Raw genomic sequence first — 25,322 nt, 5'->3', positions numbered from 1 at the left:
CGTCGACGACGTGGGCCCCTTCGCCTCGCGTAAGAGAGACATCGGCGGCTCGATGAGCGGCCGCACGCGATGTATGGCCGGTTCTGTGACGGCCCGCACGGGTCGAGACCCGCGGTACGGGGCAGCCCCGCCCACCGGCACCCGCGTCAGGACAACAGGTCGGCCTAGGAATCCGCACCGGAGGTGCTGAGGGCGGGCTGGGGCGCGGCAGCCGTGCGTACCGGAACCGCGCGCCGGCCGGCCAGCCGGCACCAGAGGCAGCCCGCGTGCCCCTGGCGTGCGGAGCGGTCCCGCACCGTGACGCCCCACTGGCCGGGAGTCCGAACCCCGGGCGGTTTGCCCCAACCCGCGAGGTGCAGGATCCATCCGACCAGAGCCGCCAGCACGATGACGACCGACCCCACCCAGATCCCCGGGCGCCAGCCGACGATGCCCACGCCGGCGACCGCGGCCCCGGCTGTGGCAATGGCGCAACCAACCCATCCCGCGACGGTATGGCCCTCGTCGTGTTCGCTCACGTGCCTGCCTCCTTGCGCCCGCCAAGCCGTGGCACGGCTCGATGCAGGGTCTATGATGTCTTAGTAAGTGAGGAATTTATCCTACGCGCTAAGGGAATTCAATGGAGGGCAAGCCCCGCCCCGCCGCCTCCGCATCGGACGCGAGCAGTGCGATGGACGACCTCGTCGCGACGAGAATCGTCGGTCAGCAGGAGTTCGCCCGGAATCTGGGGCTGAGCGTCACTGACCTCACCTGCTTCGCGTATGTCCTGGACGCGGGGGACTCCCCGGTCACCGCCGGCGACCTGGCCGTGCGTGCGCACGTCACGACGGGAGCGGTGACCGGCATCGTCAACCGCCTGGAGCGCGGCGGACTGGTGACCCGCCGGCCGGACCCGGCCGACCGGCGCCGGGTTCGCATCACCGCGGTCCCGGCCGCCGCCGAGCGTGTGCGGGCCGTCTACGGGCCGTACTACGCGCTCCTCGCAGAGCTCTTCGCGGACTACACGTCCGACGAGATCGCCGTACTCACCGACTGGTTCACGCGCGCCGGTGCGCTGACGCGTACTTACCTCGAAGAGTCCTGTTAGGCGGGACACGGGACACGGGACACGGGACACGGGACACGGGACACGGGACACGGGACACGGGACACGAAGAGAGTCGCCGGCCGGGTCGGCGGCTCCGGCCGGGACCTACAGATCCCGTCCCAGTCATGCCTTTTCATAGTGGGACGGGATCTGCGGCCGGGTGCCGGAACAACCGACGGGTGCCTACCTGGCCCCGGCGATCGCGGCGGACTGTGCGACTACGGAACGGTTCTCCGCCTTGACCTCGTTCAGGGCGGTCAAGTTCTTCTGGACCTGCGCCTGTTGTATCTTCGCCTCGGCGTCGAACCACGTGCGTGTGACGTCGAACCGCGTGCGGCAGTCGAGGTCGGCCTTGGCCGTGGTGATCTCGCTTTCGATCACGTCGGTCGGGTGACTGAACCGGGGGTCCTCAAGGGGTTCCAGCGGTGTCTTGTACGCGTAGCCCTTGTCGTTCATGCATGAGGACCAGTTGGCGAACGCGGCCACCACCGCGGGATCCTTCATCGACTCGGTGTAGGAGTCGCCGTCGATCTGCTGCACCAGCTCATCGGTTTGCGTGTCGGGAGCCTCGCCGTCAGCGGCCTGGACACACCCGCGCAGTGCCTCCGGGTCGGAGCCCGATGTGTCGACGGCCCCGACTTCGAGCGCCGCGTCGTACGCCTCCTGAAGGGCTGCGTCCGGGTGGTAGCCGCGTATGGCGGTCAGTTCGGCGTCATGGATGCCGTACCGACGGTCGGTCAGCGACTCACCGCTGAGGTCCGGCAGGTCCGGGGCAGGCTCCCACTTCTCGTAGCCCGCCTTCCCCATGCACTCGTCGATCAGATCGTCCCGCACACCGCTGACCATGCGGGCCTCTGTTCTGGCCGGGATGTAGGCCTCGACGGGCAGTCGCCACGTGGCGGGGTTGTCCTTGTCGCCGACGGATGCCTGCGGCACACCGGCGGCCGCCGTGTTGGGGCGCGTATCCGCCATCGGCCGGCTCGCGTTGTCCGACGCGTCTCCCTGGGTCCCCCACAGGGCGAACGCCACCGTTCCGACAGCGGCTGCTGCCGCGAAGGGAGCGCACAATTTGACGATTTTTCTATTCGGATTCACTTTTTCTCCCCGTCTTGTTGGCCCTATTCCTTTCCTTGGGTGCGTTCAGGCCCAGGAGAAGGATGCGTTCTCGTTGTAAACGTACCTGAACCGGTCTATGTGCTGATAGGGGTTCATAATGTCTTTGGGTCCCCCGTATCCGCTGTTGAAGTGGACCCTGGCCTTGTATTTGTAATGATCATTTGTGCCGGATGCCGCATTGTTCTTCACCGGCTGATTCGACCCGGGCCACGGATTGCTGGCGCCCAGAATGCAGTAACGCAGCTTCGTGCCACCGCCGGGGGAGTTGTTCCCGTTCCAAAGGACATCGAAGTTGTAGACGTTGTACCCGATGTTCCGGTAGGCGCCATTTTGGCCCGAGTTGTAGTAAAGGTGAAATTTGAACGCGGAAGTGTCGGGATTACTGCATGCCGCCGGATCCCATAGGTTGTCGATATCGCCGCCGGCCATGGCCGCCGTCGGAGTCATCAAGGCGAGAACTGTCCCCGCGATGACTGCAAGTCTTTTTCGCATTGCTCCTGCTTCCTTTGCATGGCTTGGAAGGGGATCGATCACAGGTGAAGCGATAACGCGATGATTCGGGCGTGGATACGCGCGTCGGCGCAGAATTGGCCGATTTTCCCCAGATGTACCGGCAGTAGGTACCGGCAGTAGGTACCGGCAGTGCTTCGGCGGGTCGACATCGGCCCAACCCCAGGTGGGAATGATTCGACAGCCACTGCCGCAAACGCAAGCGATATCGCGATTTTTCTTCTTCGGGTGCGCCTCCTTCAGCCGCTGAATTCGGATTCGCGTGTCGATTGGCGCGCCGATGGTATGCGCTGTGGCTGGACCGGACCAGTGCGCCCATCGTGGCCGCTGAGGCGTGGCCGGAACTAAACGCCCTCAACAAGGAGACTCGTGACCCGGGGCGGGGCGGTTGGCCTGCGTTGATGATCACGCGGCTCGTCCTGCGCTCGGGGACCTGGTGCCTTATGGCCCAAGCGGAATGTCTCATACCTGTCGGCTTGTCGGCTGGCTGCTGCCCGCTGTCCGCTCCCCGCTCTCATCGGTGTGCGCGACCGGGGCCGCGGTCGGATGGTCCTCGACCTGCGCTTCGAAGTCGGCCGGCCCGGTGGGGGGCGCTGGCCGGAGCGGACAACTGGGGCTCAGTTCGCGAGCAGGGAGGCCGGATTGAGCCAATCACGGTGCGTCAGCAGGACTGCACCTGAACTTCCGCTTCACACACCCCACGTGTCATGGGCACGGTCTCTTCTTGCTCAGTCGTCCGAGGGCGGGCGGTTCCGCTTGTGAAAAAGCGTTGACTACGGGCCAGAAGTCAGTGTTGCCTTGCATGTACATGGCGCGGCTACAGTGACCGGGCAGTTGCTGATCACATGCCGCTGCTTATCTACTCGCGAAACGGGGGGCGTCGGGCTCTGCGACGGGTAAGAGCAGCCGTCGATCCCCATCTGCAATGCGCCATGGATACCCAGTGCCTGTTCCAGCGCGTCGGCTCAATGGAACCGCGACTCCTGCGTGGGACCCCGCAGGCCGGCGGGTCGTTCGGCTGGACCTCATAGCTGCTTTTATTTATTGACATTTTTTTAGACGGGGGATATTTGTGTCTACTGCCATGAACTGTCGTGTCGTTGATGCCCTCTTGGCCGCTGCCGCTCTCCTCGACGCCGCAGCCGCCGACAAATCCTTGAGGACCAGTTCGCCGACAGGTCCGCCCGCCTCACCAGTTTCAAGCTGACTACTCGGGTGGACAAGCGGACCTGTCGCACCCGTCGCACCCGGCACATCCGATGCGGACGGCATAGTCACGTCGAAAATGTGTGACTTCACAGGGCAGTTCAACGCAGTTCAACAAGGACTGGGTGAATACCCAGGGCCTGATCTGCCGGACGCCGGCCGTGTCGTTCGATCCGGCCGCTTGTGACCGGTTCGTTTCCGCGGTCGTCCAGGACATTGACGGTGCCGACGAAGGCGTCCTTATCCGGGAGGTGACCGGCTCACCGCTGGTCCACTGACCCGGCCACGGCCCACGAGTCCAACTGGCCGCCACAATCCCGAAAAGGGCGGGGGCGGCCTACGCGCCGCGTACGTGACCGTAGACGCGAAGCGGCACCCGCACGTCCGGAACGAGCAGAACACCGGTCAACAGCGCGCGAGAGAGCCGGAGCCTCTTGCCGTGACCCATTGAGCCCTTCCCGCCGACCGTCACAGTCCCGACCCCGACTCCGACCCCGACCCCTTGGGAACCAGGGCGGTCGGCCGTGCCATGCCCACCTCGGCGACACCCCCATGAACTCCCGTCCTGGCGCGGAACTTCCGCCTACCGGGGCGGGCCGAGCCGTGCCGCGAAGCACGGGAAGACACCGCAGGGCAGAAGGAGAGACGTTGAGATTACGAAGAGGAACACGAGCGGCCATGGCCGTGGTAGCGGCCGGAGGGGTACTGACAAGTCTGCTCCAGGCCGCGGCCTGGGCTGACGAGCCACGGGCAGCGGATCCGCCGGCGTCTTCGGCGGCGAAGCCCGCCCCGGACTCACTCCCCACGAGCGACCGCGCCAAGGTTCTCGGCGAGGACTACAAGAAGTCGGCCGACATCGCCTGGACCACCACCGGCGATGCCCAGGGCTTCCATTTGCTGACCGCGACGGAGAAGAGCGGCTACACGTGGAAGACCCTGGCTTCCCTGGCCGAGCCCGGGTTTGACGCGGACCAGTGGATCGGCAACGCGTGCGTGACCGGCTCGGGCAAGCGCGCGGTCGTTGTCTACGCGCCGCGTACGTTCACCAACGACCCGAAGCTGCTGGCACGCGGCGGGTTCACCGCCATTGTCGACCTGACCAGCGGCGCGGTGACGAAGCTGAAGGTCAACGCGTCACTGTCGTACTACAACCCCGGTTGCGGCACTGGTGAGGAGGCCGTGCTGACGCAGTCCCCGGGCGAGGACAAGAAGCAGACCCGGCTGATCCGCGTGGACGCCGCCACGGGCAAGTTGAGCAAGCCGGTGGTAACTGACGGGCAGGTCACGTCCTCGGTCCCGGCCGGCGGTGGGAAGATCGCGGGAGCCTCCGGACGCACGCTCATCGAGATCGACACCCAGGGCGCCAAGAAGAAGCTCGCGGCGACGGGCACCGTGCCGTACCGCATCAGCAAGGACAGCGAGGGCGGTTACGTCTTCCTGGAGCGCGTGCAGCGGGACAGCCTCAAGCAGCAGGAGACCGCGCTCGTCCACCGCTGGGCGGACAAGAAGGTCTCGAAGCTGGGCTCGGGACCGCTCGGCGGCACCGGCCTGACGCGACTGGGCGGGCACGTCTACCTGACCGGTGACGTCAAGACCGCGACGAGCCTGCCCAAGGCGGTGACGCGCCTGGCCGGCACCTCGAAGGACGCGACGCTCTCCACCACGGGCGCCGCGATCGTCCAGCACACGGTGTGGGCGGACGGCAAGGGATCCCCGCAGTACCTGCAGCCGGAGCAGGCCACCGACGCACGCCCGGTCAAGATCACCGCGTCGGTGCGCGACAGCGGCGAACGGGCCGGGTTCACGGTGACCCCGCTCAAGGCCAAGTCCCCGCAGTGGGAGACCTCCCGTACCCCCTCGCCGCTGCTGGGCACTCCCAGGAGTGCGGCGTCCGACGACGGCGGGATGCGGACGAACTCCGGCGGGACGCGCGCGCTGGCCGATGACCCGGGCGATGTGACCGGCACCCGTACGGAGATCGTGGAGTCCGAGCGGACCTGCTCCGTGCCGCGCAGCGACCCGCGTAACCAGGCCATGCAGCCCAAGCCGCGTCAGGTCGAGTGGGCCGTCAACAAGGCCATCACAGGGAAGCTCGACATCGGCGCCACTCGCCCGGCGAACTGGAAGAACCTGGGGATGCCCGCGTACGCGCCGCAGACCCTCTTCCCGAATCCGGCGCTCGACGGCGGTGGCCGTGTCCCCGCCCAGGTGATGCTCGGCATCACCGCGCAGGAGTCGAACATGTGGCAGGCAGCCCGCTCGGCGGTGCCCGGCGTGACGGGCAGTCCGCTGATCGGGAACTACTACGGCATCGACTACTACGACGGCAACAGCGACAACGACTGGGACGTCAACTGGTCCGAGGCGGACTGCGGCTACGGCATCACCCAGGTCACCGACCACATGCGGCTGGCCGGGCGTGAGCACGGCAAGGGCGGTACGGCCTGGGACTACCAGAAGCAGCGCGCCGTCGCCCTGGACTACGCGGCGAACGTCGCCGCCGGGCTTCAGATCCTGGTCTCGAAGTGGAACCAGACGAAGCAGGCCGGGCTCGTCGTCCACGACGGTAACCCGAACCGCCTTGAGAACTGGTTCTTCGCCCTCTGGTCCTACAACAGCGGGTTCTACGAGAACGTCAACGGCAACGAGCCCTGGGGCGTGGGCTGGGCCAACAACCCCGCCAACCCCGAGTGGGACGCGGGCCGTACGCCCTTCCTGGAGGACCGCCTCGGCAACGAGGACGCCTCGGCCGCCGCGCGCCCGCAGAACTGGCCCTACCCGGAGAAGGTGCTCGGGTTCGCCGCTCATCCGCCCTCCTTTATCGAGTCGCCCGGCAAGATGGTGGCCGCCTTCCTCGGCGCCTGGTGGAACGGCACCAGCGAGGACGCCACGATCAAGGGATCGGCGAAGTACAACCGCGCGGGCGTGAAGCCGCCGGAGGACCTGTTCTGCGGCCCCTACAACTGGTGCGAGCCCTCCAAGATCTCGGACAACGCGCAGAACGAGCCCGGACAGGGCCCGTGCACCCAGGCGGACTTCAAGTGCTGGTTCCACCAGTCGGTGCAGTGGAAGACGGACTGCTCCTACTCGTGCGGTAACGAGTACTTCCGGTTCCCCTCCCCGGACTACGACGCCGAGCAGGCGGACGGCACCGCCTACCCGCCGAACTGCTCCCGCTCCGGTCTGCCCTCGCGGGCGATGATCATTGACGACCTGCCAGGGGGAACCCCGTCCGTCCGGCCGAGCTGTGCCAACAGCGACTGGAGTAACGCGGGCAGCTTCAGCCTCGACTTCGGTGCCGGTGAAGCGGGTGTAGCCCACGACGGAACCACTATCTCCACCGTGTGGCCCGCTAAGGTCGACCTGCACCAACTCGGCGCCGGCTTCGGCGGCCACTTCTACTTCGGCCACACCCGGCAGAACGACGCCAAGGGTGAGCGGCTGAAGATGACGGCCACGTGGAAGCTGAACCAGGCCGTCAACGGCGCCGCAAAAGTGTGGGTGCATCTGCCCGACCACGGCGCGCATACCAAGTACGCCGAGTACAAGGTCGACACGAAGTACGGGACCAAGACCCGTGTGGTCTCCCAGCCGGGCAGCAGCAACCGGTGGGTGCCCATCGGCGCGTTCATGTTCGACGCCGCGCCCGTCGTGCGCCTGTCCACCACCACCAAGGACGGCACCGGCGATCAGGACATCGCGTTCGACGCCATCGCTGTGGAACCGATCGCCGGCCGCTACGTCCAGGACACCGTTGATGCCATCGCGTTCTTCGACGAGGACCAGAACGTCGACACCGACCCGAACAGCACGATGTTCTTCGATACGCCGTTCAAGGACCGACAGTCCCTCTATGACTGGGGCATCGACACCTCGCAGGCGGTCCTGACCCTGCCCACCTGTGTCGACAGCCCCGCGCCGTCGTGCGTGAAGCCCGAGACCAAGGCGGCGATGGGCACATGGAACACATGGGTCAAGGAGTCGGGTACGCACCCGGTCGACCACCCGGACGGTAAGAGCATCCCCGCGTGGGTGCATTTCTCCAACAGGTACCAGGACCGTCCCGGACCCACCAAACCGTCGTACTTCGACACCGACGACAGTACGTACAAGATCAAGAGCAAGGTGAAGGTGAGCTATGTAGCTGCCGACGACGGGTCCGTGATCGAGGGCAGCGAGGACATCGACTACGACTCTCGCACCGCGGACACGCACCTGCCGAATTTCGTGATGGACAGCTTCAAGGCGATCCAGAAGGACTACGGCATAGCCCCTCCGAACCTGAACTACTCGACGGGCGATCTCAACGAGCACGACGGGCGCACGACCACCACGGACACCAACTCGACCGGCATCATCCCCGGTCGCGCGTACGCTCCGGTCGGCAAGAGGCCCGAGATCACCGACACCAAGGGCTACGCGGCCTCCGGTGCGAACGCCAAGTGCGTGAGCGCTGCCTACACCTCCGGAGGCTCGATCGGCTACCGGCCGATGCTCGGCGTCTCCGGCGTGGACGCCGAGGTCAACGCGTGGCGCGCGAGGGCCAACGTGTCCGGCACCGTCGTGCCGCAGGCCGTACGCGACCTGATGAGCGAGATCTACAACGCGTTCTTCAAGTCAGGCATCACGGGATCGATCTTCAATCAGTCCCCGCCGATCTGGCAAGAACTCAACTTCATCTCCTGCTCTGACGGCACGATCCGTAAGCGGCACAGTGAGAACGCCGGCAGCGCGATCCTGCGCTCCAGCTTCATGCCGAACCAGTACCTCTACCGCAACGGCCAGTCCATGGCACTGGACGGCTCTGACGTCAGCTCGTTCGAGCCGGTGATCACCGGTGATTTCAAGGGCTTCAGCCGGGTCGCCACCCTCAATGGCGACAATACCCCCTACGGGTATTGCGACCAGCTCTCCGGGCATGGCGGCAATCCCTGGGGCATCGACCTGACGGACGGGCCGGGCGTTAACCGTGCGGGCCGTAGCTGCTTCGAAGGGTCAAGTGGAGACCCCGACTACAACGTAGGGTAATGCGAAGTTGATCCTGGGAGAGGGCGTGGTCCGCCCTCTCCCAGGGTTCAGGTCAAGGAGAAACCGTCATGGTCCTCATAGCGATTGCCTACGTGGCCGCGTGGTTCGTGTTCTCGCTGCTCGGTTTCTGGAAGTTGACTGACCCGAGGCGCCAGATGCTGTTATCCGGCTCCCTGATCGCGGTCGCTGTCGGGGTCACCTTTGGTGTGCTGCGCAGCGCCGGCCTCGGTGCCTTTGTCTTCGGTATCGGCGTGATCGCGACACTCGTGCGGCTCAGGCGCGCGTGGGGCCGGCTGCCCATCGACCCTCCCCGCTGACTGGCCGTGACCTGAGTTCCCCCAGTGAGAGTGAGGCCGTCCAATGACGCACGGCCCCGGAGTCCCGGTGATCACGGGATGTCGTGGAGGGCAACGGCCACGCGTACGGTAAGCCGAGCGGTCTGCGTTGGTCATGCCCCCATGCAACCCGATGGCTCCGACATACCGCGAATGCGCCGAACAGCCTGTGGATAAAGTTATCCACAGGGGTCGCGGGATCCGGCCCGGCGCGGGACCGTCGAGCCATGAATACGCACCACGAACCGACCGGATCCTCCGACGAGCAGCAGATCACCCTGCGCAGTCCCGCGGAACTCGCCGACGCTCTCCCGTATTTGCTCGGATTCCACCCCACCGATTCCATTGTCATGGTCGCGCTTCAGGGCGACCGGGGACGCTTCGGCGGACGGCTCAGGCTCGGCATCCCGCGCTCGCCGAAGGAATGGCCACCGGTGGCCGATCAGCTGGCCGAGTGCCTGATCGAGGGCAGCGAGCGGCGCGGCGGCCGTCCCGACGGAATCGTCGTCTTCCTCTGCCAGGACCCGGCCGCGGGGGAGACGGGCCGACAGGTGATGGAGCGGCTGCGCCCCCTCGCACAGCGGCTGCGCACCGCGTGCGGAAACCTCGACGTCCCCGTGCACGAGGTGCTCTGTATCTCCGACGGGCGCTTCTGGTCCTACTGCTGTCCCGACGTCCGCTGCTGTCCGCCCGAGGGGACCGGGCTGACCCTGCCCGGTACGTCGGTGATGGCCGCGGCCGCCGCGTACGCCGGAGTCCAGGTGCGGGGATCGCTGCGGGAGATGGAAGCCCGGCTGGAGCCCTGGCGTACGCCGGCCGCCGAGGAGCAGGAGCGGGCGCTGGACGACGCGGGCGCGGCGCTCGTGCCCCGAATCCTGGGCGGTGGAAGCCGGGAACGGGTCGGTGAGGAGACGCTGCGGCTCACGCGGGCCCTGATCGGGCGGCTGAAGGAGGCGCCGAGCGCGGGCCCGGCCGCCACGGACGCCGAGGACGACCGGCTCATCACCCACGAGGAGGCGGCCACCGTCATCCTCGGACTCCAGGACAGGGAGATCCGCGACCGCGCCGCGGAGTGGATGGAGGGACCCGAGGCCGCGCCGGCCCTGCGGCTCTGGCGCGCGCTGTCCCGGCGCTGCGTCGGTCCGTACGCCGAGCACGCGACCGCACCGCTGACCCTGGCCGGCTGGGTCGCCTGGTCGACCGGCGACGAACCGAGCGCGCGGGTCGCCCTGGGACTCGCGTTACGGCTCGATCCCCAGTACGTCTTCGCGCGATTGCTCCACCAGGCGTGCAACGAAGGACTGGACCCCGAGACGCTGCGCCGCTGTCTGCGCGAGGAGCGCGGTGCACGGGCGCTCGCCGGCCCGCACAGGACGAGTGGGCGGCCCAAACTCCGTCCGGTGCGCAGGCCCGTCCCCCGCAAGAGCCTTTCACCCAAGGGGTCCTCGTCCGGTGCGCCGGCCGCGCACAGCCGGGGTGCCAGGCGCAGCGGGCGGCGCGGGACCAGGAGCGGCCGATGAGAGCCGTGACCCGGCCACCCGGGCAGCCGTTCACCTCTGTGGCGAAGTCGTACGAGCCGCGCCGCCGTACACAGCGCGGCTCTCCGGAGCGCACAGAAGGCAGAGCAGACCACCCATGGCCCTCACCGCCCTTCCCTCACCCAACCCAGGTACTTCGAGCGGCGCGCCGTCGCGGGCCGCGCCGTCCCGTGCCGCACCGTCCGGGCCCGCGGGGAGCGGGGGCCCGTCGCACGGCGAGCTGCCCGACGTACACCGCGCGCTCCTCTGTGTCGCACTGCCACGTCTCGCGGTCTCGGCCGAGCACGGCCAACTCACCGGCCAGGGGCTGGAAGGTTTCTACCAGTCGGGCCGTCGGCTCCTCTCCCGCTGTCTGTTGCGCGTCGCCGGACGGGAACCCCTTCCGTTGCAGGGCAGGCTGGTTGCGGCTGACCGGGCGCGGTTCAGCGCGGTGGTCCGTACACCGGCGGACGCCGGACCCGATCCGGAGATCAGTGTCGAACGGCTGCGGGACGCCGACGGCACCGAACGCATCACGCTGCACAGCTCGGCCCGCGGAGTCCGCCGGTTCCCGGTGGAGATCACTCTGGGGACGGATCTGGCGGAGCTGGCCGCGATCGCGGTCGGCCGCGCCGGCCCCGAACTCCCGGCGAGCGTCCACGCCGCGGGTCTGCGCTGGGCCGCGGCCGACGGCGAACACGCCGCCGTCGCCGCCGAGCCGGCGCCGCAGGACGCGCTGGCCTCGGCCGGACTGCTCCGCTGGGACATGGAGCTGGTGCCCGGGGCCTCCCGCACCATCGAGCTGCGGATCAGTGCGGACCGAGCGGCGCGGCCGACCGGCCGGACCGCCAGCAACCCCTTGCCGGAGGCGAGCGCCGAGGGTGACGACCCCCGGGTTCGCCCGCTGTTCGCCGCGAGCCTCGGCGACCTCAAGGCGCTTCTGCTGCGCGGGCCCGGCGGTTCCACGGATGTCCACCCCGCCGCGGGCGTGCCCTGGCGCTGCGGGCCGCCGGCCGCGGAAGCGCTCTGGGCGGTACGGATGGCTCTCCCGCTCGGCACCCGGCTGGCCGCCGGCACGATGCGTACGCTCGCCCGCACCCAGTTCCGCGGCCCAGGACGCGACTTCGGGCGCATTCCCGGCCCCTTGCGGGACGCCGGGCCTCATCTGCCGCCGAGCTGTACGGGAGTTGAGGCGACGCTCGCCTTCCCCGTGGTCCTCGCCGAGGCGCGCCGCTGGGGGCTTCCCGAGAGTGATCTCGCCGAGTTGCTTCCCACGGCGGAGCGCTGTCTGCACTGGCTGCGCACCGCCCTCGGGGCCGACGGGCTGCTGGGGGAGCCGGGCCCCACCGGGCCCCGGCGCGTCGAGACCCAGGCCCACGCACACCGCGCGGCGCTGCTCGGGGCCGATCTGCTGGAGTCCTGCGGCCGGCCGGGGGCTGACAGCTGGCGGGAGTGGGCGGGCGCGCTGCGGCTGCGGTTCCGGCGGACGTTCTGGGCCGATGAGCCCACCGGCGGGCGCCCGGCCGCGGCGCGGTGTGCCGACGGCCGGCTGCTTCCCCATGCGAGCGCCAGCGCCGCCCATCTCCTGGACACGGGTCTGCTCGGCGGAGGGAAGCGGGCCCCGGGACTGCTGGACGCGTCGGAGACCGAGCGGCTGGTCGCCATGCTCCGGGGAGCGGACCTCGACTCGGGGTGGGGGCTGCGCGGCCTCGGGGGCAAGGAGCCCGGACACAACCCGTTCGGCCACCGCGCCGGGGCGGTACGGATCCATGAGACGGCCGTCGCGATCGCGGGCCTGATCGCGGCCGGATACGACGAGGAGGCAGGCTCCCTGCTCCGGGCTGTGCTGGACGCGGCGGAGGCGTTCGGCCACCGGCTCCCCGAGATGTACGCGGGGGAGCGGCGGACCGCGGGCGGTGCTCCCGTCCCGCACCCCGCGGCGTGCCGTCCGGCGGCCGTGGCGGCGGCCGCCGGAATCCATCTGCTCACCGCGCTCGCCGGTATCCGCCCGGACGCGCCCGCCCGCACCGTCGCGCTGCGCCCGGTCCGCTGCGCCCCGCTCGGGGCGGTACAGCTCACCGGGCTGCGGGTGGCGGAGGAGCCCTTCTCCCTACGGGTCAGCGCGCTCGGGCTCGGCATGGTCGAGGAGGCGGCCCCTTGCCTTCAACTGGGGGTCTGATGGGGGTCTGAGCCGTGGCGGGCAGGTGAGCCGGACCGGTGGCGCGAAGATCGTGAAGATGGCGAAGAAGTAGACAGCGCGAGTGACGGAAGGAGTGTTTATCGTCAGGCAGACGACTATGATCGCGGCATGTCGCCCTACGACCCGTCGGCCTTTCCCGCGTTCGCTGTCACCGTCGACCTGGTCGTGCTCACCGTGCGCCGCCACGCGCTCTGCGCGCTGGTGGTGCGGCGCGGGGAGCCGCCGTTCCAGGGCCGGTGGGCGCTGCCGGGCGGCTTCGTCAAGGCCGACGAGGACCTCGCGGGCGCGGCGGCGCGCGAACTCACCGAGGAGACGGGCCTCTGCGCGCACGACCCGGTTTCCCCCGCGCCCGGGAACGCGGCCCATCTCGAACAACTCGCCACCTACGGGGATCCCGGGCGCGATCCCCGGATGCGGGTGGTCAGCGTGGCCCATCTGGCGCTCTCGCCCGACCTTCCCGCGCCCCGTGCCGGAGGTGACGCCAACAGCGCGCGCTGGGCCCCGGTGGACGCGCTGCTCAACCAGGACGGCGGTTTCGCCCGCGAGGACGAACAGCCCGCCCAACTCGCCTTCGACCACGCCCGGATCCTCGCGGACGGGGTGGAACGGGCCCGCTCCAAGATCGAGTACTCCTCGCTCGCCACCGCGTTCTGCCCGTCCGAGTTCACCGTCGGTGAGCTGCGCCGGGTGTACGAGGCGGTGTGGGGCGTGGCGCTCGATCCGCGCAACTTCCACCGGAAGGTGACCGGCACTCCGGGATTCCTCGTCCCGTCGGGCGGAACCACGACCCGCCAGGGCGGCCGGCCAGCCCAGTTGTTCCGGGCCGGCGGGGCGACCGTACTCAACCCGCCGATGCTGCGCCCGGAGGTCTGACGGGGGCCACGTGCCGGACGTCTGACACCCGGGGGCGCCACCCTGCACCACAAGTCGGACATGTCGCGTTATCTTGCTGCGGTACCCACCCTGCCGCCGAGCGGTCTCACCTCCCGCGAGAGAAGCGATGCTCCAGGCCATCGGACTGACCAGCAACCCCCGTCGAGACCTCCCGCCCGCCGTGGACGATCTGACCTTCGAAACACGGTCCGGCTCTGTCACGGCGCTTCTCGGCGCCCCCGGCGCGGGCAAGAGCACCGCGCTCCGGCTGATGCTCGAACTCGAACCAGGCCGCGGGGTCACCTACTTCCGCGGTCGCCCCCTCCATCGAATCGCCCATCCCGCACGCGAGATCGGGGTGCTCCTCGGCGATGTGCCGGGCCACCCCGCGCGCTCGGTCAAGGGCCAGCTCCGGATGCTCTGCGCCGCCGCGGGAGTGCCCGCCTCGCGCGCCGACGAACTCCTCGATGTCGTCGGCCTCGGCGGTCTGCGCGACGAACGGCTCGGCTCGCTCTCGCTCGGCATGGACCGCAGACTCGGGCTCGCCTCCGCGCTGTTGGGGGATCCGCACACCCTGCTGCTCGACGCGCCGTCCGCCGATCTGTCTTCCCGCGAGAACAGCTGGCTGTTCGGACTGCTGCGCGCGCACGCCGACCACGGCGGCACCGTCCTCTACACCACGCAGGACGCCAAAGAGGCCGCGCGCACCGCCGATCATGTCGTCACGATCGACGAGGGCCGGCTCGTGGCCGACCAGGACGCGGTTTCCTTCGCCCGTACCAGGCTGCGTCCCCGCGTCGCCGTCAGGACTCCGCACGCCGCCCGTCTCGCCGACGCCCTCAGCCGCGAGGCCCGCGCGGACCGGCGCTCCGTCGAAGTGGTCTCCGAGCCCGGTGTGGGCAGTCTGCTCACCGTCTACGGCAGCAGCTGCCCGGAGATCGGGGAGACCGCCTTCCGCAACGGCGTTCTCGTCCATCAGCTCGCCGACGAGGTCGGCGACACGGGTCCCACGCCGGGCTCCTCGCCTCTGCCCGTACCCGCGCCCGCCCCCGCCTACGACACCGCTCACGACACCGCTCACGACACCGCTTACGACCCCGCCCGCGATCCCGCCCGCGATCCCGATGACGCGTACGGCTACGAGGACGACCTCGACCGCCGTTACGAGGACGGCGGGCCTCCGCGTCACGACCGCGGTCCGCTCCCGGCGCCGCTGTCGTCGGGGCCGGTAGGCAGTCCTCTCCGGCCGCTGCGCTACGAACTCCGTCATATGTTCGGGATCCGCACCACGGCGGTGATCGCCGTCGCCGTCCTCGTCGCGTCCGTGGCCCTCGCCGTGCCGCTCGCCCGTACCGGCAGCACTTCGCTGCCCGGTCTGCTCAGCGCCTGGCCCGCGATCCTGCCCCTGCCGCCCGCGGCCCTCGGTGCGGGGCTGCTCGGCGCGTACTCGTTCGGCGACGAGTTCCGTTACCCCGCGCTCGCCGGCGCGCGGGGCACCGTCCCGCGCCGCCTGGGTCTGCTTCTCGCCAAGCTCGTCGTGACAGCGGCGGCGGCGCTGGCGCTCGCGGCGCTGACCGTGGCCGCCGACGCCGGGGCGCTGCGCCTGGTGTACGGCGCCGAAGCCGTGCCCGTGCCGGGCAACTGGTTCGCGCTGAGCGCCGGTTGGGCCGGACTTACCGTCGGCTGCGCCTGGGCGGGGCTGCTGGGGGCGGGGGTCTTCCGGGTCACGGCCGCGGGGGTGGCCACGGTCGTGGCCGTACCGACCCTGGTCGTACCGCTGATCCAGCGGGCGCAGGCCGGTCCGTCCGCGCGTTCGGTCGTCGGACTGCCGGGCCGGCTGCGTGAGCTGGCCTGGCTGGACTGGCCCCGTCAGGCCGACCACTGGCTGATGGCCACGTTCAGACTCGTCGCCCAACCGGTCGCCGCGGCCCTCACGTTGTCGCTCTCGGCCCTGCTCTGCGCATATCTGCTCACCGGCCTTCGCCGCAGGGCCCGTTGGTGACCACGGAACGACCGGACCGTTCAATGGTGTTCGCAACTCCCCTGATAACGCCCGCTTCTTTCCGATAAGGCGTCAATCGAAGGGCGGGCGCCGATCACCCTTTCGTGTGCTTTTCACCAAAGACCTCAAGGGTCGCGGGAGCAACGCCGACAAAGGATGCGTGAGTACCCTTGCGCACACCATGATGACCGCCGCCCGTTCCGTCGAGTCCGGCCTCGCCGAGCCGGGTGAACTCGACCGCTACCCCTTCGCGGAGGCGCCCGGCGCCGACCGCGGCGCCGCCCCCGTCTGGGACGGCGCCGACACCGACTTGGGCCGGGTGGGACGACGTACGACGAGCAGCCGCGGCCGCGGGCTCCACGGCCAACTCGTCCAGCAGCTCGGCCAGATGATCGTCTCCGGTGATCTGGGCGCCGACCGGCCGCTCGTACCCGAGGAGATCGGCCAGCGCTTCGAGGTCTCCCGCACGGTGGTGCGGGAGTCGCTGCGCGTGCTGGAGGCCAAGGGCCTGGTGAGCGCCCGGCCCAATGTCGGTACCCGTGTCCGTCCGGTGAGCGACTGGAATCTGCTCGACCCCGACATCATCGAATGGCGCGCTTTCGGGCCGCAGCGCGACGATCAGCGCCGCGAGCTGAGTGAGCTGCGCTGGACGATCGAGCCCCTCGCCGCGCGGCTGGCGGCCGGCCACGGCCGGGCGGATGTCCAGCAGCGGCTCACCGACATGGTGGGGATCATGAGCCACTCCCTCGCGCAGGGTGATTCGATCACCTTTTCGCGTGCGGACGCCGAATATCACTCCCTGCTGATCCAGCTCGCCGGCAACCGCATGCTGGAGCACCTTTCGGGGATCGTCTCGGCGGCCCTCCAGGTCTCCGGCGGCCCGGTCACCGGATGCGACCGGCCCACCGAGGCGTCGCTCTCCCATCACGCGCGGATCGTCGACGCCCTCGGCGCCGGTGACGCGCACGCCGCCGAATCGGCCATGCGTCAACTGCTTACCGTTCAGCCTGAAGTGGAGCGTGTCGTTCCGGCACCGCGCGAGCACTGAGCGCCGCCGAGGGGCGGGCGTACGGGGATGTACGCGTCGTGTGTCGCCGGACCCAGAGGGTCCGGCGACGCGATTATGGGGTCTTAAATCCCCCTTCTGGTCATTTTGTCGCAAATGGAGTGTGACTCGGGCCACGTGGAATGGGCGTAACACTCCTGGAGACAGCGCGATGACCTAAGAGGTGACAGCCGAGGAGGGAATACGTCCGCCGCGCATGGCGCTGTATTCACCTCTGAGGTCCTAGCCCGCGCCGTCGGCACATCCCCAGCCGACGGTCGTCGGCTCCGGCCCGATCCTGGGCGGGGCCGGAAGCCGTTTCCATCGTTCCGAGAGGTTGTTCGTGTCGGCCAGCACATCCCGTACGCTCCCGCCGGAGATCGCCGAGTCCGAGTCTGTGATGGCGCTCATCGAGCGGGGAAAGGCTGATGGGCAGATCGCCGGCGATGACGTGCGTCGGGCCTTCGAGGCCGACCAGATTCCGCCAACCCAGTGGAAGAATGTTCTGCGCAGCCTCAACCAGATCCTCGAGGAAGAGGGTGTGACGCTGATGGTCAGTGCCGCGGAGTCGCCGAAGCGCACCCGCAAGAGCGTCGCAGCGAAGAGCCCGGTCAAGCGCACCGCCACCAAGACCGTCGCGGCCAAGACGACCACGACGAAGACCGTCGCGGCCGCCACCTCGGCTCCGGCGGCAGAGATCGTGGAAGCCGCGGCCGACGAGGCCGGCGCCCCCGCCAAGAAGGCGGCCGCGAAGAAGACCGCCGCGAAGAAGGCCACGGTCAAGAAGACCGCCGCGAAGAAGACGACTGCCAAGAAGGCCGTCGGCAAGAAGGACTCCGACGAGGCCGCCGACGGCGAAGAGCCCACCGATGAGGTGCAGGCGGGCAAGGGCGAGGAGGAGGAGGCCGAGGGCGAGAACAAGGGCTTCGTACTCTCCGACGACGACGAGGACGACGCGCCGGCCCAGCAGGTCGCCGTCGCCGGTGCCACCGCCGACCCGGTCAAGGACTATCTGAAGCAGATCGGCAAGGTCCCGCTCCTCAACGCGGAGCAGGAGGTCGAGCTCGCCAAGCGCATCGAGGCCGGTCTCTTCGCCGAGGACAAGCTGGCCAACTCCGACAAGCTCGCGCCGAAGCTCAAGCGTGAGCTGGAGATCATCGCCGAGGACGGCCGCCGGGCCAAGAACCACCTGCTGGAGGCCAACCTCCGACTGGTGGTCTCACTGGCCAAGCGCTACACCGGCCGCGGCATGCTCTTCCTGGACCTGATCCAGGAGGGCAACCTCGGTCTGATCCGCGCGGTCGAGAAGTTCGACTACACCAAGGGCTACAAGTTCTCCACGTACGCCACCTGGTGGATCCGTCAGGCGATCACCCGCGCCATGGCCGACCAGGCCCGCACCATCCGTATCCCGGTGCACATGGTCGAGGTCATCAACAAGCTCGCGCGGGTGCAGCGCCAGATGCTCCAGGACCTGGGCCGCGAGCCCACCCCGGAGGAGCTGGCCAAGGAACTCGACATGACCCCCGAGAAGGTCATCGAGGTCCAGAAGTACGGCCGTGAGCCGATCTCGCTGCACACTCCGCTGGGCGAGGACGGCGACAGCGAGTTCGGAGACCTCATCGAGGACTCCGAGGCGGTCGTTCCGGCCGACGCCGTGAGCTTCACGCTCCTCCAGGAGCAGTTGCACTCGGTGCTCGACACCCTCTCCGAGCGTGAGGCGGGCGTGGTCTCCATGCGCTTCGGTCTCACGGACGGCCAGCCCAAGACGCTGGACGAGATCGGCAAGGTCTACGGCGTGACGCGTGAGCGCATCCGCCAGATCGAGTCCAAGACGATGTCGAAGCTGCGCCACCCCTCGCGTTCGCAGGTTCTGCGCGACTACCTCGACTAGTCGCTGAGCCCCAGGGGGCGCGCGAAGCACGAGTGAAGGCCCGGATGCCACCGAGGATCCGGGCCTTCGCGTCGTGCGCGGGGGTGCGAGACTCGACCGGTGGGATGACTCTGGGTAGATCGGAGTCCACCGGAGAGTCAGGAGACTGTATGCGTCGTTCCGTAGCCCGAGTGCTGACCGGAGGACTGGCCGTGATCACCGCCGGGGCGGTGCTGCCACTCGTGATGCCTGTCCCCGCCGCTGCCGAACGGGTGATCGTCGGCGGTCAGGCGGTACGGATCGCCGACAGCCCATGGGTCGTGGCCCTGTCCAGCCGTGACCGTTTCGGGGGTACGCGTGCGGGCCAGTTCTGCGGAGGCGTGGTGGTGGCGCCGACGAAAGTGCTGACCGCCGCCCACTGCGTGGGCAGGGACGTCCTCGGGGATGCCCCGAAGGATGTCCCGGACCTCCGGGTCATCGCGGGCCGTGAGCGGCTGCGCGGCTCCGGCGGGCGCGAGGTCGCCGTACGGTCCGTCCAGGTGGATCCGGCGTACGAGCCGCGTTCCAACGCTTCGGACCTCGCCGTACTGACGCTCGCGCGCGCCCTCCCCGGGGAGTACGCGATCCGGCCGGCGGAACCGGGGGACCCGGCCGCGGCGCCCGGCACCGACGCGGCGGTCTATGGCTGGGGCGATACGTCGGGTAACGCCGACTACGCGCAGGCGCTGCGCTCCGCGCCTGTGAAGGTCCTGCCGGACTCCAGCTGCGAGCGGGCGTACCCCGGGGGCTCAGGGGACCGTTACGAGGCCTCCACGATGCTCTGTGCGGGCGATCCCCAGGGCGGGCATGACGCGTGCCAGGGGGACAGCGGCGGGCCGCTGGTGGCCCAGGGGCGGCTTATCGGGCTCGTCTCCTGGGGGAGTGGCTGCGGGCGCGCGGACAGTCCGGGCGTCTATACCCGGATCACCACGGGCGCGCGGGCCGTCGCCGACGCGGTGGGAGCACGGGCCCCGCGCTGATCGGCGTGGGGTTCCCGGGTCGACGTGGGGTCGCCACGCCGAACGGGTCGGCCACGACGACTGAGAACGGGCGGTCACCCTGCGGTACAGGGGTGGCCGCCCGTCGGCCGGCTCGGGACCGGCCCTTGGCTCGTCGTGGATGCGAGGTGTCAGTGTTCCTCTTCACCGCCGCCGGCCGGTACGGCCGTCAGTCGGTCGGTCTCATCCTGTATTTCCGCGGCGATCTTCTTGAGTTCCGGCTCGAACTTGCGTCCGTGGTGGGCGCAGAAGAGCAGTTCACCACCGCTGGACAGGAGGACGCGCAGATAGGCCTGGGCGCCGCACCGGTCGCAGCGATCAGCCGCGGTCAGCGGGCTCGCGGGGGTCAGAACAGTAGTCACGTCGCCTCTTCTCTAGCTCGACGAGCTGTCGTACCAGGGTCAACATCCAACCAGGCCGAAAACGTTCCCGCTCTCGGCTTTTCCTCGAAAGTTTCTTCCGTTGTGGCTGGCTGCTGACGGTTGGCGGCGAATGGGCCGTATTGCTCGCGGGGCTTCGCACTACGGGTTTCGCGTTGCTTGACGTTGCTTGTCAGGGGGATCGCCCTCGCCGGCCGGCTTGCCGGTTGTTGATGAGGACGTGCCCGGAGCCTAAATGGTTCATGCCTGGAAGGGAACGTGATGTGTGCTTCACTCCATCGAAGGATCGAACACCTATGCGACCTTGGACTAGCATGAGAATTCGCGAGGGTGGCGTGACAACGGCTCTACCAGGCCTCTGTACCCTCTGACCGGTGACAGACGCCGGGCCTTTACCCCACGGAGGCCCATCTCAAATTCAGCGAGGAGCGAACCGCGTGACCGCCGATACGTCCGTGCCGTCCACTGCGCTGCTGACAGCAGACCGTGACGGCTCCAACTACACCGCGCGGCACCTGCTCGTCCTTGAAGGGCTCGAAGCGGTCCGCAAACGCCCCGGAATGTATATCGGCTCGACCGACAGCCGCGGCCTGATGCACTGCCTCTGGGAGATCATCGACAACTCGGTCGATGAGGCCCTTGGCGGCTACTGCGACCACATCGAGGTGATCCTCCACGAGGACGGCTCGGTCGAGGTCAAGGACAACGGCCGGGGCATCCCCGTCGACGTCGAGCCCAAGACCGGCCTCTCCGGCATCGAGGTCGTGATGACCAAGCTGCACGCCGGCGGAAAGTTCGGCGGCGGCTCGTACGCCGCCTCGGGCGGTCTGCACGGCGTGGGCGCCTCCGTCGTCAACGCCCTCTCCGCCCGGCTGGACGTCGAGGTGGACCGCAACACCACGCACTCGATCAGCTTCCGGCGCGGTGTCCCCGGGATGTTCACCGAGCAGGGCCCCGACAGCCCCTTCGATCCCGCGAACGGGCTCCGCAAGGGCAAGCGGGTGCCCAAGACCCGTACCGGCACGCGTGTGCGCTACTGGGCCGACCGGCAGATCTTCCTCAAGGACGCCAAGCTTTCCCTGGACACGCTCTACCAGCGTGCCCGGCAGACCGCCTTCCTGGTCCCCGGACTGACGATCGTCGTCAGGGACGAGCGGGATCTCGGCGCGGGTGAGGGCAGCGGCGCGAGCGAGGAGACGTTCCGGTTCGACGGCGGCATCAGCGAGTTCTGTGAATATCTCGCGCAGGACAAGGCCGTCTGCGATGTGCTGCGGCTGACCGGCCAGGGCACCTTCAAGGAGACCGTGCCGGTCCTGGACGACCGCGGGCACATGACCCCCACCGAGGTCACCCGCGAGCTGGGCGTCGATGTCGCCCTGCGCTGGGGCACCGGGTACGACACCACCGTCAGGTCGTTCGTGAACATCATCGCCACCCCCAAGGGCGGCACCCATGTGAGCGGATTCGAGCGTTCTCTGACCAAAACGGTCAATGAGGCGCTGCGCTCGGCCAAGATGCTGCGCGTCGCGGAGGACGACGTCGTCAAGGACGACGCCCTGGAGGGCCTCACGGCCGTGGTCACGGTGCGGCTCGCCGAGCCGCAGTTCGAGGGCCAGACCAAGGAGGTCCTCGGTACGTCCGCGGCCAACCGGATCGTCGCCAACGTCATCGCCAAGGAGCTCAAGGAGTTCCTGACCTCGACCAAGCGCGACGCCAAGGCGCAGGCCCGCGCCGTGCTGGAGAAGGCCGTCGCCGCCGCCCGTACGCGGATCGCGGCCCGCCAGCACAAGGAGGCGCAGCGCAGGAAGACGGCGCTGGAGTCCTCCTCGCTGCCGGCCAAGCTCGCCGACTGCCGCAGTGACGACGTCGAGCGCAGCGAGCTGTTCATCGTGGAGGGCGACTCCGCGCTCGGTACGGCCAAGCTCGCCAGGAACAGCGAGTTCCAGGCGCTGCTGCCGATCCGGGGCAAGATCCTCAATGTCCAGAAGTCATCCGTCTCGGACATGCTCAAGAACGCCGAGTGCGGGGCGATCATCCAGGTCATAGGGGCGGGCTCGGGCCGGACCTTCGACATCGACGCCGCCCGTTACGGCAAGATCGTGCTGCTGGTCGACGCCGATGTCGACGGCGCCCATATCCGCTGCCTGCTGCTCACGCTCTTCCAGCGCTACATGCGGCCGATGGTGGCGGCGGGCCGGGTCTTCGCCGCCGTGCCGCCGCTGCACCGGATCGAGCTGGTCCAGCCCAAGAAGGGCCAGGACAAGTACGTCTACACATACTCGGACAACGAGCTGCGGCAGACGCTGCTGGAGTTCCAGCGCAAGAACGTGCGCTTCAAGGACTCCATCCAGCGCTACAAGGGCCTCGGTGAGATGGACGCCGATCAGCTGGCGGAGACCACGATGGACCCCCGCCACCGCACCCTGCGGCGGATCAACATCGGGGACCTGGAGTCGTCCGAGCAGATCTTCGATCTGCTGATGGGCAACGAGGTGGCTCCCCGCAAGGAGTTCATCACCAGCTCCGCGGCGACGCTGGACCGCTCGCGCATCGACGCCTGAGGCATACGCCGAGGGATACGCCGAGGGCATGCGGGACAACGGCCTCCACCCACGGGTGGAGGCCGTACTTCCACCCGTGATCAACCCTCGCGCCGATGCTCTGACCTGGTGTTTCTCCGTAGCGTCGAAGTCGTTGAACTTCTTCGTCCCCGGAGGCCCCGATGTCCTCGCTCCTCAACGTACTGGTGGCCGTCGCGGTGGTCGCCCTGATCGCCGCCCGGCAGCTCAAGCCCCAGCGGGTCAGCGCCGACGGGCACCGCTGGCTGGTGCTGCCCGTCATCCTGGTCGTGATCGCGCTGCGTGAGCCCGGCCTCCTCGACACACGGGAACCGTCGCTGTCGGCGCTGCTGCTCGGCGCCGAGCTGGTCGTGGGGCTGCTGATGGGCGTGGGCTGGGCCCGGACCAGTCATCTCTGGACCGAGCGGGACGGTTCCGTATGGTCGAAGGGTACGAGGGCGACCGCCGCGGTCTGGGTCGCCGGAATCGCCCTGCGGCTGGGGCTCATGGGCGTCGGTGCGCTGATCGGCGTCCACCAGGGCAGCGGGGCGCTGCTGCTCGCGCTCGCCGCCTCGGTACTGGTCCGCAGGGGTCTGCTGGTGTGGCGGGCCCGCGCCGGCCGGCCGTCGTACGGTGACGGCGTAGCCGCCGAACCGTGGAAGGACCGTGTGTGACCCCCGAGGCCTGGACGAACTGGCCCTCCCGGGAAGCTCTCTCCCGGGCGGGCCGCACCGACGCACGGCGATGGCTGAACGGCGGCATTCGCGCGCTGGTCCTCGGTGCCCTTCTCTGGTCAACGTTCAGCGAGCGCCCGGTGGTCGGCTGGGGCGTGGTCGCGGCCGTCGCCGCGGTGCTGCTCACCGGGTTTCTCGCCTGGTGCTTCCACCGCACCACGCTGCGCAACGATCTCTGGTCGTCGGTCGGGCTGCTCGTCCTGCTGATGGGCGGGGCGGTCGGCGCGCGGCACGGCGGGTTCGAGATCCCGGCCACCGTGCTCTGGTGCGGCTGCGCGGTCGTCGCCATGGAACGGCTGCCGCTCATCGCCGCGCTGCCCGTCACCCTCGCCGCCCTCGGCGGGTTCACGGCGTACAACCAGGACAGCTGGGTCACCATCACGATCACCACCGCCGGGCTGCTCCTCGGCGGGTACGTACTGCGGCTCGCCGCGGAGGCGCGCGGCAACGCCCAGCGGCTGCTTGCCCAGGAGCGCGCCGCCCTCGCCGCCGAGGCGGAGTCGGCCGCCCTCGTGGAACGGGCCAGGATCGCCCGGGACATCCATGACGTGCTGGCGCACAGCCTCTCCGCGCAGCTCGTCCATCTGGAGGCGGCGCGGCTGCGGATCGAGCGCGAGCCGCGGGGCCCGTTCCGCGACCAGATCCTGGAACGGGTCGTCGCCGCGCGCTCCATGGCACGTGAAGGACTCGCCGAGACCAGGCAGGCGCTCTCCGCGCTGCGCGGCGAGATGACGCCCCTCGGCGACTACCTGCGTGAACTGGCCGCGATGGACGGTGCCGAGGTCGTGATCGGCGGCGAGCCGCGGCCGCTGCCCGCGGAGGCGTCCCAGACCGTGCGCCGGGTGGTGCAGGAGGCGCTGACCAACGTACGGAAACACGCCCCGGGCGCCCGGGTGCTGATCCGGCTCACGTACGGCGCGGACGAGGTCACGCTGGACGTAAGGAACTCCGGCGGGAAGGGCGCGGCCCCGGCCGGGCTGGGGTCCTCGGGCTCCGGGTACGGTCTGCTGGGGATGAAGGAGCGCGCCGAACTGCTCGGCGGCACTCTGGAGGCCGGTCCCGGAGGCCCGGAGGACCCCGACGAGAAGGGTTTCAACGTGCGTTTGCGAGTGCCCGCATGACGGCGAGGGTGATCGTCGCCGATGACCAGGCCGTGGTGCGCGAGGGCATCGTGATGCTGCTCGGGCTGCTGCCGGGCATTGAGGTCGTCGGCGCGGCGAGGGACGGCGAGGAGGCCGTGGCCCTGGTCGCCGAACTCGCCCCCGATGTGGTCCTGATGGATCTGCGGATGCCGCGCTGCGACGGCGTGGAGGCCACCCGCCGTATCCGCGCGGAGTACCCGGGCACCCAGGTCGTGGTGCTCACGACATACGCCGACGACGATTCGCTCTTCGCCGCGCTCCGGGCCGGGGCCCGCGGCTATCTCACCAAGGACGCCGGGGGCGAGGAGATCGTCAGGGCCGTCGACGACGTACTCGCGGGGCAGGCCGGACTGGCGCCCGCCGTACAGCGACGGCTGCTGGAGCAGGTCACGGCCCCGCCCGCCGATCCCGCACCGGCGGAGCTGCCCGACGGGCTCACCGCCCGCGAGGCCGAGGTGCTTTCGCTGGTCGCCGAGGGGCTTTCCAACAAGGAGATCGCGCAGCGGCTGCACATCGGGGCGGCCACGGTGAAGACCCACATCAACAACCTCTTCGCCAAGACCGGTGTGCGCGATCGCGCGCAGGCCGTGCGCTATGCCTATCAGCGCGGGCTCATCCCGCGACCCGGGACATCCGGTCCATCGGGCTGATCGGCGGCTTCTGTCCGGAAGCGCGGTCG

19 protein-coding genes are annotated in these 25,322 nt (G+C 69.3%); 15 read left to right on the top strand and 4 right to left on the bottom strand.

Features of this window, described 5'->3' with window-relative positions:
• Nucleotides 1–164 precede the first annotated feature (164 nt).
• A complete protein-coding gene (locus ACFRMN_RS34325) occupies nucleotides 165–518 on the bottom strand; it encodes an HGxxPAAW family protein (RefSeq protein WP_383027312.1) in 354 nt (117 codons plus the stop codon).
• 101 nt (nucleotides 519–619) lie between these two features.
• On the opposite strand from ACFRMN_RS34325, the gene ACFRMN_RS34320 reads away from it, so the two are divergent.
• The gene (locus ACFRMN_RS34320; protein WP_383027309.1) at nucleotides 620–1,087 is read left to right on the top strand and encodes a MarR family winged helix-turn-helix transcriptional regulator; all 468 of its coding nucleotides are present in this window, start codon (nucleotides 620–622) and stop codon (nucleotides 1,085–1,087) included.
• Nucleotides 1,088–1,270: 183 nt separating this feature from the next.
• On the opposite strand, the gene ACFRMN_RS34315 is transcribed toward ACFRMN_RS34320, so the two are convergent.
• On the bottom strand, nucleotides 1,271–2,155 hold the full coding sequence (locus ACFRMN_RS34315) for a hypothetical protein (RefSeq protein WP_383027306.1): 885 nt from the start codon (nucleotides 2,153–2,155) through the stop codon (nucleotides 1,271–1,273).
• 72 nt (nucleotides 2,156–2,227) lie between these two features.
• Nucleotides 2,228–2,737: a hypothetical protein gene (locus tag ACFRMN_RS34310; RefSeq protein WP_383027303.1), complete on the bottom strand. Its 510-nt coding sequence runs from the start codon at nucleotides 2,735–2,737 to the stop codon at nucleotides 2,228–2,230.
• 1,307 nt (nucleotides 2,738–4,044) lie between these two features.
• Here ACFRMN_RS34310 and ACFRMN_RS34305 point away from each other — a divergent pair.
• The 10 genes from ACFRMN_RS34305 (at nucleotide 4,045) to ACFRMN_RS34260 (ending at nucleotide 19,811) form a co-directional block, all read left to right on the top strand.
• Nucleotides 4,045–4,197, top strand: a complete 153-nt coding sequence (locus ACFRMN_RS34305) for a hypothetical protein (protein ID WP_383027300.1) — start codon at nucleotides 4,045–4,047, stop codon at nucleotides 4,195–4,197.
• Nucleotides 4,198–4,597: 400 nt separating this feature from the next.
• Nucleotides 4,598–8,947 carry a hypothetical protein gene (locus ACFRMN_RS34300; RefSeq protein WP_383027298.1) on the top strand — a complete coding sequence of 1,450 codons (4,350 nt, stop codon included), beginning with the start codon at nucleotides 4,598–4,600 and terminating at the stop codon, nucleotides 8,945–8,947.
• 68 nt (nucleotides 8,948–9,015) lie between these two features.
• Nucleotides 9,016–9,264, top strand: a complete 249-nt coding sequence (locus tag ACFRMN_RS34295; RefSeq protein WP_383027295.1) for a hypothetical protein — start codon at nucleotides 9,016–9,018, stop codon at nucleotides 9,262–9,264.
• A 245-nt stretch (nucleotides 9,265–9,509) separates the two neighbouring features.
• Nucleotides 9,510–10,802: a DUF4192 domain-containing protein gene (locus ACFRMN_RS34290; protein WP_383027292.1), complete on the top strand. Its 1,293-nt coding sequence runs from the start codon at nucleotides 9,510–9,512 to the stop codon at nucleotides 10,800–10,802.
• Between the two features lie 115 nt (nucleotides 10,803–10,917).
• Nucleotides 10,918–12,978 (top strand): glycogen debranching N-terminal domain-containing protein, encoded by a 2,061-nt coding sequence (locus ACFRMN_RS34285; protein WP_383027289.1) that lies wholly within the window; start codon nucleotides 10,918–10,920, stop codon nucleotides 12,976–12,978.
• A gap of 129 nt (nucleotides 12,979–13,107) precedes the next feature.
• Nucleotides 13,108–13,872, top strand: a complete 765-nt coding sequence (locus ACFRMN_RS34280; RefSeq protein WP_383027286.1) for an NUDIX domain-containing protein — start codon at nucleotides 13,108–13,110, stop codon at nucleotides 13,870–13,872.
• 127 nt (nucleotides 13,873–13,999) lie between these two features.
• Nucleotides 14,000–15,874, top strand: a complete 1,875-nt coding sequence (locus tag ACFRMN_RS34275; protein ID WP_383027284.1) for an ATP-binding cassette domain-containing protein — start codon at nucleotides 14,000–14,002, stop codon at nucleotides 15,872–15,874.
• A gap of 160 nt (nucleotides 15,875–16,034) precedes the next feature.
• The gene (locus ACFRMN_RS34270; protein ID WP_383027281.1) at nucleotides 16,035–16,922 is read left to right on the top strand and encodes a FadR/GntR family transcriptional regulator; all 888 of its coding nucleotides are present in this window, start codon (nucleotides 16,035–16,037) and stop codon (nucleotides 16,920–16,922) included.
• A 340-nt stretch (nucleotides 16,923–17,262) separates the two neighbouring features.
• Nucleotides 17,263–18,813: an RNA polymerase sigma factor gene (locus ACFRMN_RS34265; RefSeq protein WP_383027278.1), complete on the top strand. Its 1,551-nt coding sequence runs from the start codon at nucleotides 17,263–17,265 to the stop codon at nucleotides 18,811–18,813.
• Nucleotides 18,814–18,962: 149 nt separating this feature from the next.
• Nucleotides 18,963–19,811: a S1 family peptidase gene (locus ACFRMN_RS34260; RefSeq protein WP_383027276.1), complete on the top strand. Its 849-nt coding sequence runs from the start codon at nucleotides 18,963–18,965 to the stop codon at nucleotides 19,809–19,811.
• A 149-nt stretch (nucleotides 19,812–19,960) separates the two neighbouring features.
• On the opposite strand, the gene ACFRMN_RS34255 is transcribed toward ACFRMN_RS34260, so the two are convergent.
• Nucleotides 19,961–20,191, bottom strand: a complete 231-nt coding sequence (locus ACFRMN_RS34255) for a hypothetical protein (protein WP_030350144.1) — start codon at nucleotides 20,189–20,191, stop codon at nucleotides 19,961–19,963.
• 455 nt (nucleotides 20,192–20,646) lie between these two features.
• Here ACFRMN_RS34255 and ACFRMN_RS34250 point away from each other — a divergent pair, with 455 nt between their 5' ends.
• The 4 genes from ACFRMN_RS34250 (at nucleotide 20,647) to ACFRMN_RS34235 (ending at nucleotide 25,293) form a co-directional block, all read left to right on the top strand.
• Entirely contained in the window at nucleotides 20,647–22,770 is a 2,124-nt protein-coding gene (locus ACFRMN_RS34250) for a type IIA DNA topoisomerase subunit B (protein ID WP_383027274.1), read from the top strand.
• A gap of 161 nt (nucleotides 22,771–22,931) precedes the next feature.
• Nucleotides 22,932–23,441: a DUF1453 domain-containing protein gene (locus ACFRMN_RS34245; protein WP_383027271.1), complete on the top strand. Its 510-nt coding sequence runs from the start codon at nucleotides 22,932–22,934 to the stop codon at nucleotides 23,439–23,441.
• Nucleotides 23,438–24,622: a sensor histidine kinase gene (locus tag ACFRMN_RS34240; protein ID WP_383027269.1), complete on the top strand. Its 1,185-nt coding sequence runs from the start codon at nucleotides 23,438–23,440 to the stop codon at nucleotides 24,620–24,622. The genes ACFRMN_RS34245 and ACFRMN_RS34240 overlap by 4 nt, the downstream gene beginning before the upstream one ends.
• Complete coding sequence (locus ACFRMN_RS34235) at nucleotides 24,619–25,293, top strand: response regulator (RefSeq protein ID WP_383027266.1); 675 nt, start codon at nucleotides 24,619–24,621, stop codon at nucleotides 25,291–25,293. Before ACFRMN_RS34240 ends, ACFRMN_RS34235 begins: the two co-directional genes overlap by 4 nt.
• Nucleotides 25,294–25,322 lie beyond the last annotated feature (29 nt).

It is taken from the genome of Streptomyces sp. NPDC056835 (assembly GCF_042789485.1).
GTDB lineage: Bacteria > Actinomycetota > Actinomycetes > Streptomycetales > Streptomycetaceae > Streptomyces.
Note: the sequence above shows the minus strand (reverse complement) of the source record. Positions and strands in the feature narration are given on the sequence as shown.